This is a genomic window from Escherichia sp. 94.0001, from assembly GCF_013369155.2.
Taxonomy (GTDB): domain Bacteria; phylum Pseudomonadota; class Gammaproteobacteria; order Enterobacterales; family Enterobacteriaceae; genus Escherichia; species Escherichia coli_F.
On sequence record NZ_JABWMS020000101.1, the window covers coordinates 1 to 8,699 of the forward strand.

Sequence of the window (8,699 nt, forward strand, 5' to 3'; positions counted from 1 at the left end):
TCGGGATTTTCACCACATCAATGGGGTAACGGTTTTTCCCGGCCACACGCTGCATAACATGCCACCGGCCATTTTTCAGTTGCTGAATAAACGCGCCGGGAATACGACGGTTTCCCACCACAAGCACGCTGCCGCCACCTTTCAGGGATGAACGCAGCCCCTTTTTACGACGCCTGCGTCGGGACAGGACAACCCGCGCATTACCCAGCTTGATTACGGGCAAATCCCCCCGGTTAACCTTGATTCTGGCCTGCGGATTTTTAACCGTAGCCCTTTTCAGCCTGGCCCTTTCCTTTACCAGTTTCCGGCGTACCTTTGTCTCACGGGCAACCTGTGACGCCGACTGCGATATCGCGGATGAAGCAACGCGGTTAATAGCCATTGCGGCGGCACCGGGCACCGCCGTTCTGCTGATACGGCTGAGGTTTTCAACGGCCTGCTCAAGACCTTTTATGGCCATACATCCCCCTTTCAGCGGCGACGGTTAACGGCAGGCGGTACGCCCCGCCCAAGCCAGAGATGACAGCTTCCGCCATCATCCGGCGAAATCCGGTCTATCCAGAAGTTTTCCTCACCGATGGTCAGCGTGTCTCCACGCCGCAGTTGCCGCACATCATCAGTCCGGACAAACAGGGACGGGCTGGAGCCTTCAACGCGCACGCCCTGTCCGGCATAGCTGATATTTTCAGGGTCATCAAAAACACCACGTATTACTGCGCCGGACTGCTCACCGGATGTCATGGTGGCTGACGTTCCCATGTACCCGCGTATCGTTTCATCGGCGCGGGCAATGGCAGCATCGAACAGGTTATCGAAATCAGCCACAGCGCCTCCCGTTATTGCATTCTGGCCAGGCCGCGCTCTGTCATTTCAGCTGCCACACCGGCAGAGACACGGAACGCCGTTCCCGGCAGCACAAATGCCACAGGTTCATCCCGCGTGGCGTGAAGTGCATCAGTATGCAGCGTCACCAGTGCCACAACCGTGACCAGATCAGCCGTATCAGTCACGGTATCCGGCTGCGCTGATACCACCTCATTTTCATGTCCGGTCAGCGCATTTTCCGGGCTGACAGATGTGTCCTGACCGGCAGCGTCATCCGTGTCATCAAGCTCCTCTTCCAGCTCTGCCACACGGAGCGCCAGTTCTTCTTTCGTCCCCGTCAGGCTGACATCACGGTTCAGTTGTTCACCCAGCGAGCGGAGACGGGCAATCAGTTCATCTTTCGTCATGGACTCCTCCACAGAGAAACAATGGCCCCGAAGGGCCATGATTACGCCAGTTGTACGGACACGAACTCATCAGGATCAGCCAGCAGCATCAGCGGTGCTGACTGAATCATGGTGAACTCACGCGCCGGATCGCCGGATGTCTTCCAGTTTTTCGGATAACGGGGAGACGCATTAATACCCTCACTCAATGCATCCGCATCCTGAATACAGCCATAGGTACGCAGACCGCGTGCCTGAGTGTTCCCAAGCACCATCGTGTTGTCCGGCAGGAAGTTCTTTTTGACACCGTTTTCCACGTACTGTCCGGAATACACGACGATGGCCACATCGCCATACATCCCCTTATAGGACACCGCTTTACCCAGGTCTTTCACCGCTGTCTCCAGCTCGGAATGAGAGCCGCGACGGGTATCCAGCTTCTCCCTGACGGCTTTGAAGGAACGGAACAGCGCCCAGCCTTTCGGATCGAACACGATGATATTCACCACACCGCTGGCGTTCAGCGCGTAGGCTTCGATATCGTCGGTCGGGTCATACGTGGACTTGTCACGCTTGCTCCACTCCGTGCCGCCGGACTGCGTGATGTTATTCGCCGCACTGCGGCCCATATCCACCTCAACCGGATCGAAGGCTTCACCGGTCATGGTGTATTTGCCCTTAAGCACGGCAGAAACTGCCTGCATCTCTTCGACCTGGGCAATGGCCAGCTCTTCGTCACGCATGTTCTGCATGATGATGCGACGGCGACGGTAAGCCGGGTCAGCCAGGTTCTGCGGATCTTCATCCGGCAGGCGACGCAGGGTCATCTGCGGATTCACCTCATGCTTCGGCTTGACATATCCCGGCGTAAATTCAGAGGTGGAGCCGCCACGGGAGCGGATAACCTCACCGGAAACAATCGGCGAAACGTACAGCGCCATGTTTACCAGTCCCGGAATTTGTGAGAGATAGACTTTCTCCGTGGTGAAGGGATAGCTCTCACGGAAAAAGAGGCGCAGAAACAGCGGATCAAACTTAAATTTCTGCTCATTTGCCGCCAGCAGCTGGGCGGTTGTGTACATCGACATAAAAAAATCCCGTAAAAAAAGCCGCACAGGCGGCCTTTAGTGATGAAGGGTAAGGTTAAACGATGCTGATTGCCGTTCCGGCAAACGCGGTCCGTTTTTTCGTCTCATCGCTGGCAGCCTCCGGCCAGAGCACATCCTCATAACGGAACGTGCCGGACTTGTAGAACGTCAGCGTGGTGCTGGTCTGGTCAGCATCAACCGCCAGAATGCCAACGGCAGCACCGTCGGTGGTGCCATCCCACGCAACCAGCTTACGGGTGGAGGTGTCCAGCATCAGCGGGGTCATTGCAGGCGCTTTCGCACTCAATCCGCCGGGCGCGGTTGCGGTATGAGCCGGGTCACTGTTGCCCAGCGGCTGGTAATGGGTAAAGGTTTCTTTGCTCGTCATAAACATCCCTTACACTGGTGTGTTCAGCAAATCGTTAACGGCATCAGATGCCGGGTTACCTGCAGCCAGCGGTGCCGGTGCCCCCTGCATCAGACGATCCAGCGCAGTGTCACTGCGCGCCTGTGCACTCTGTGGTGCTGCGGCCAGAATGCGGCGGGCCGTTTCCACGGTCATTCCGGGGGTTTCTGCCAGCACGCGTGCCTGTTCTTCGCGTCCGTGAGCCTCCTCACAGTTGAGGATCCCCATAATGCGGCTGTTTTCTGCCGCAACCGCTGCGGTGATCTGCGCGTTCACGTCCGGCTGCGCCGCGCTGGCGTTCTCGCCCTCCGTCGCTTGCACCACGCCAGTAACGTCAGCCTGCGAAGCAGTGGCTGAAACAGTTGTTGATTGAGTCTCTTTGGTCATTCGCCCTCCTGAGAGACGGGATTTACGTGTATCCAGTGCATCACGCATGACGGTGATCGCATCGGTACTGTTAACAAGTTCATCAGCCAGTCCGGCATCAATGGCCTCCTGACCGCTGTACACTGCAGCCTCGGTATCCAGCACAGCCTGCACGGACAGGCCGGTATATGCCGACACCTTCTGTGCAAACATCCGGCGGGTTGCATCCATCCGGGACTGCAGTGTCTCCCGGACGTCATCCGGAAGATGGCTGTAGGGGTTGCCATCCACCTTATGGCTGCCGCTGTAAATCAGCGTGATTTCCACACCCTGTTTCTCCAGCGCAGCACCGTAATTACTGTGAGCCATCATGACGCCGATGGAGCCTGTCCGGGCGGTCTGCGTGACCAGACGCCGGGAGGCGGCGCTGGCAAGCAGCTGACCTGCACTGCAGTTCATGTCGTTGGCCAGCGCCCATACCGGCTTTATGTCACGCACACGGGCGATGATGTCAGCACAGTCAAATGCTCCCGCCACCATCCCGCCCGGTGTGTCCATATCGAGCAGAATGCCGTCCACCATCGGATCGCTGGCAGCCTGTTGCAGACGGGCGATAATGCCGTTGTAACCGGTCATCCCCGAATACGGCTGCAGCGCCCGCGTCCGGCTGACCAGCGTGCCGGACACCGGCAGCACGGCGATGCCGTTCATGACCTGATAACTGCGGGCCTGTCGTGGCCCGCCATCATCACCGGATAACGCCAGCGTCGCGGGTGCCTCTCCGGCAGTCAGGCTGTCGCCGGACACCGCATCTGTCAGGCGGCTGATCCCAAGCTGGCCTGCAAGCGCACAAAAGAAAACCCGCGCATAGGCGGGTTCAAGCATCAGCGGCTCATTAAAGGCCATGCTGGCAATATGCGGGAGATTACGCAGCTCTGCTGTCACTCTTCTCCTCCTCTGTTGATTGTCGCAGCCCGGATTCAAATGCCGCAGCCGCCCAGGCGGGCGGTTTAAGACCAGCCGCGCGGCGCTCCATCGTTTCACGGACCTGCTGGGCAAAAATTTCCTGATAGTCGTCACCGCGTTTCGCGCACTCTTTCTCGTAGGTGCTCAGTCCGGCTTCTATCAGCATCACCGCTTCCTGTACTTCTTTCAGACCATCGATGGCCATACGACCGGAGCCTATCCAGTCACAGTTCCCCCAGGCACTTCGGGCTTCCTGAAAACTGAAGCGCGCTTTTGAAGGTAACGTCACCACGCGGCGAACGATGGCCTCTTCCAGCCAGCACAGAAACATCTGACTCGCCTGACGGGATGCGACGAATTTTCTCCGCCCCATAAAGTGCGCCCACGACTCGTTCGCGCTGGCCCGTGCCGTGGAGTAGCTCATCTGGGCGTAATTCCGGGAAAGCTGCTCATACGAGACACCCAGCCCGGCAGCGATATACCGCAGCAGTGACTGCTCAAACACGGAGTAGCCGTTATCCGTGTCCTGAGCCGTCTGCAGGTTCAGTGAGTCACCCGGCATCAGGTGAGGCACTTTTGCGCCTCCCAGCCGGACCGGTGCTGCGGCGTAATACGCGGCAATTTCACCAATCCAGCCGGTCAGCCTGTCCCGCTGCTCCTGACTGTTCGCGCCCAGAATAAAATCCATCGCTGACTGCGTATCCAGCTCACTTTCAATGGTGGCGGCATACATCGCCTTCACAATGGCGCTCTGCAGCTGCGTGTTCTGCAGCGTGTCGAGCATCTTCATCTGCTCCATCACGCTGTAAAACACATTTGCACCGCGGGTCTGCCCGTCCTCCACGGGTTCAAAAACGTGAATGAACGAGGCGCGCCCGCCGGGTAACTCACGGGGTATCCATGTCCATTTCTGCGGCATCCAGCCAGGATAGCCGTCCTCGCTGACGTAATATCCCAGCGCCGCACCGCTGTCATTAATCTGCACACCGGCACGGCAGTTCCGGCTGTCGCCGGTATTGTTCGGGTTGCTGATACGCTTCGGGCTGACCATCCGGAACTGTGTCCGGAACAGTCGCGAGGGACTGGTATCCCAGGTGGCCTGAACGAACAGTTCACCGTTAAAGGCGTGCATGGCCACACCTTCCCGAATCATCATGGTAAACGTGCGTTTTCGCTCAACGTCAATGCAGCAGCAGTCATCCTCGGCAAACTCTTTCCATGCCGCTTCAACCTCGCGGGAAAAGGCACGGGCTTCTTCCTCCCCGATGCCCAGATAGCGCCAGCTTGGGCGATGACTGAGCCGGAAAAAAGATCCGACGATATGATCCTGATGCAGCTGGATGGCGTTGGCGGCATAGCCGTTATTGCGTACCAGATCGTCTGCGCGGGCATTGCCACGGGTAAAGTTGGGCAACAGGGCTGCATCCACACTTTCACCCGGTGGGTTCCACGCCCGCAACTGCCCTCCAAATCCGCTGCCACCGCCGTGATAACCGGCATATTCGCGCAGCGATGTCATGCCGTCCGGCCCCAGAAGGGTGGGAATGGTGGGCGTTTTCATACATAAAATCCTGCAGGTCCCCTGCGTCGCTGTGTCATGCCGGTCTGCACTTCCAGCTCCGCAATGTATTTTTTCAGGTCAGACACGGAAGTGGCCGTAAACTCCACTCTCCGTCCGTCTTTCTGTACCGTTGCCACCCGTTTTCCTGTCATCAGGTCATGCAGTGCCGCACGGGCAGCGGCAAGTTCTTCCTGTCGCGTCATTCATCCTCTCCGGATAAGGCACGGGCGTAATCTGCCAGTGTTTTCTTGTTGGTTGCTGCACCATCCTCTTCCTGCAGGCTCACCAGCAGTGCACTGAGATCCAGCTGCCAGCGGGAAATACTGATGCGCAGCGCCGCCAGCGCATAAACGAAGCAGTCGAGCGCCTCATTGCGTCGCTTTTTGCTGTCCCACAGTATTTTTTTCCTGCCATCCACCCATTTTTCGACCTGCTCTTCAGCAGTCAGCTGCTGCGCTTCGGTCAGATCAAAAATATCCGGGTTATTCGGGAAGTGAACGGCACCGGGAAGCGGTTCATCCCCTTCCGGCGTCAGTGTGAAGCGGTTATAAATCTGCTCTTTCGCGGTATCCGTACCGATTTCGGTAAGGTAAACCCCGTTTTTGTTTCGCTTACGTGGCATGCTGGCCACCGGCTTTCCGTAGACGGATGCCCCTTTAATGGGGATCACCCGGAACAGCCCATGCTTTTTCGAGCGTTCATACACAATTGTCGGATCAATACCGCCAATATCCCAGCAGATACGGGATACCGACATTTCTGCACCATTCCGGCGGGTATAGGTTTTATTGATGGCCTCATCCACACGCAGCAGCGTCTGTTCATCATCGTGGCGGCCCATAATAATCTGCCGGTCAATCAGCCAGCTTTCCTCACCCGGCCCCCATCCCCATACGCGCATTTCGTAGCGGTCCAGCTGGGAGTCGATACCGGCGGTCAGGTAAGCGACACGATCAGGAACGGGCGCTGAATAATGCTCTTTCCGCTCTGCCATCACTTCAGCATCCGGACGTTCGCCGATTTTCGCTTCCCACGTCTCACCGAGCGTGGTGTTCACGAAGGTTTTACGTTTTCCCGTATCCCCTTTCGTCTTCATCCAGTCTTTGACAATCTGCACCCAGGTGGTGAACGGGCTGTACGCCGTCCAGATGTGAAAGGTCACACTGTCAGGCGGTTCAATCTCTTCACCGGATGACGAAAACCAGAGAATGCCATCACGGGTCCAGATCCCGGTCTTTTCGCAGATATAACGGGCATCAGTAAAGTCCAGCTCCTGCTGACGGATGACGCAGGCATTATGCTCACAGAGATAAAACACGCTGGAGGGATCATCCGGCGTCCATTTGAGGCCAAACGGCGTCTCTTTGTCGCCAAATTTAAGGTACTGCTCCTCCCCGCAGTGCGGGCAGGCAACATGAAAACGCATAAAATGCGGGGATTCACTGGCTGCACGCTCAATCTGGCAGGTGCCTCTCACTTTGGGCGTGGAGCCACGGATGGACTTTGGCCAGACCGAGCCTTCAATACGCTTGTCACCCAGGAACGTCGGAGAGCCTTCCTGTTCAATATCCTCATCAAAGGCAGCAAGTTCATCATAACCCGCCACATCCACCGACTTTTCACGGTAGTTTTTTGCCGCTTTACCGCCCAGGCACCAGAAGCCACGACCATTGGAAAAACGCTTCATAGTGAGCGTGTTATCCCGGTGCTTTTTGCCATACCACGGAGCCAGCGCCAGCAGCGACGGAATATCGCGGATGGTCGGCTCAACGTGGGTTTTCATAAAGTTCTCGGCATCACCATCCGTCGGCAACCAGATAAGTGTGTTGCGCTGCTTATGCTCTATAAAGTAGGCATAAACACCCAGCAGCATTTTGGAATAACCGACACGGGCAGACTTCACCACATTCACCTCACGGATGTAGTCGCTGCCCATCGCATTCATGATGGCCCGCTGAAAGGGCAGTGTTTCCCAGCGCCCTTCCTGGTATGCGGATTCTTTCGGGAGATAGTAATTAGCATCCGCCCATTCAACGGGGGTCATTGGCAACGGTCTTTTCAGGACTGAGAGACCCGCCTTCACTGCCAATACGAAATTATTCATCTGTATTTCTGTAATACTCATCCGCAAATTCCTTCATTTTTTCAGCAGATTCAACGCATTTATTAGCTCCCTTCGCAACAAGCTCTTTCAGATAAGCCAATTGTCTGCCTGTCAACTCAGGGAATTTTCTTTGCATCGAAAGCGGAATACTGTCCAGAACAGATGCCAGTTCTCCGGATAACCGGGACAGTGCAAAAACAGAGAAAGCGGTATCAATCACTTTATGCTCTGCAACCTGGTTTTTTAACCGCTGAGCAATAGCCTGTTCTTCCGTCAGATTAACCCTGGCCTGAAGTAGCCTTTCCTCAAGGTTATTTTCACCATCTGAAGATTTCTGGTTTTGCTGACGTCGCTCGCGATCTATCTCCAGTACAGTTTTAACGTCATAGAAAACCTCTCTCCCCCGGCGCTCAACAGGAGGGACACCCCATTTATCAAATGCCTGTACTGAGATACCGATGGAGGAGGCCATGTCGCTTTTATTCAATAAAAAGGCCACAGCTCCTCCATAAACCACCGGCAAAAAAGCAATACAACAACCCCGTTTTTTGTAAAACCCTCTGATTTTACATGCTTTTTCGTATAAGAAAGCTCATCAGGTTGTTGTATTTGTTTTTCTTTCTTATTACTTATCAAGTAGATATATCAAACGATAAAACAACAACCACCACCTCAAAAAAACTCATAAATAGCGAAAACCCGCGAGGTCGCCGCCCCGTAGCCTGCCGGATCGCCGGAAAGGACCCGCAAGCGTTCTGGTTTATTCGCAATGAATTCAATGTCTGACAGACCAGCGTCGTGCGACCACGGTCGCACGCTCCTGAATACATGCCCTGTTTCTTCCACCCTCGCACAAGACTGGCGAGCATGAGGGACAAACCCGCGAATCATTAGCGCGGTAAAAACCCGGTGTGCATCGTTTTGATTATTCCCGCACACTCGCGCAGAAGGAATTCCCCGTCGGGCTACGGTCATGGTTAATGCGGGAATACGGCGA

The 8,699-nt window shown here is 55.8% G+C and carries 10 protein-coding genes and 1 pseudogene; all 11 read right to left on the reverse strand.

The genetic code is table 11. The annotated features are described in order from the left end of the window. On the reverse strand, positions 1-460 hold a 460-nt coding region (locus HEN33_RS23315), incomplete at its 3' end, for a phage tail protein (protein ID WP_183083473.1). A gap of 11 nt (positions 461-471) precedes the next feature. Further along, positions 472-825, reverse strand: coding sequence for a head-tail joining protein (locus tag HEN33_RS23320; RefSeq protein ID WP_000752994.1), 354 nt, complete (start codon positions 823-825; stop codon positions 472-474). Positions 826-836: 11 nt separating this feature from the next. Then, a complete protein-coding gene (locus tag HEN33_RS23325; RefSeq protein ID WP_000158893.1) occupies positions 837-1,232 on the reverse strand; it encodes a DNA-packaging protein FI in 396 nt (131 codons plus the stop codon). A gap of 41 nt (positions 1,233-1,273) precedes the next feature. Beyond that, positions 1,274-2,299, reverse strand: coding sequence for a major capsid protein (locus tag HEN33_RS23330; RefSeq protein ID WP_000063263.1), 1,026 nt, complete (start codon positions 2,297-2,299; stop codon positions 1,274-1,276). 55 nt (positions 2,300-2,354) lie between these two features. Beyond that, complete coding sequence (locus HEN33_RS23335; RefSeq protein WP_001338090.1) at positions 2,355-2,687, reverse strand: head decoration protein; 333 nt, start codon at positions 2,685-2,687, stop codon at positions 2,355-2,357. 9 nt (positions 2,688-2,696) lie between these two features. Beyond that, positions 2,697-4,016, reverse strand: coding sequence for a S49 family peptidase (locus HEN33_RS23340; RefSeq protein ID WP_024225565.1), 1,320 nt, complete (start codon positions 4,014-4,016; stop codon positions 2,697-2,699). Then, positions 3,997-5,598, reverse strand: coding sequence for a phage portal protein (locus tag HEN33_RS23345; protein WP_032316762.1), 1,602 nt, complete (start codon positions 5,596-5,598; stop codon positions 3,997-3,999). The genes HEN33_RS23340 and HEN33_RS23345 overlap by 20 nt, the downstream gene beginning before the upstream one ends. Beyond that, the gene (locus HEN33_RS23350; protein WP_000198149.1) at positions 5,595-5,801 is read right to left on the reverse strand and encodes a phage head-tail joining protein; all 207 of its coding nucleotides are present in this window, start codon (positions 5,799-5,801) and stop codon (positions 5,595-5,597) included. Before HEN33_RS23350 ends, HEN33_RS23345 begins: the two co-directional genes overlap by 4 nt. Further along, positions 5,798-7,723, reverse strand: a complete 1,926-nt coding sequence (locus HEN33_RS23355) for a phage terminase large subunit family protein (protein WP_149476838.1) — start codon at positions 7,721-7,723, stop codon at positions 5,798-5,800. Before HEN33_RS23355 ends, HEN33_RS23350 begins: the two co-directional genes overlap by 4 nt. Next, a complete protein-coding gene (locus HEN33_RS23360) occupies positions 7,695-8,201 on the reverse strand; it encodes a terminase small subunit (RefSeq protein ID WP_021559710.1) in 507 nt (168 codons plus the stop codon). The genes HEN33_RS23355 and HEN33_RS23360 overlap by 29 nt, the downstream gene beginning before the upstream one ends. Positions 8,202-8,374: 173 nt before the next feature. After that, positions 8,375-8,699: pseudogene (locus tag HEN33_RS23365) on the reverse strand (hypothetical protein); the annotation flags it as partial.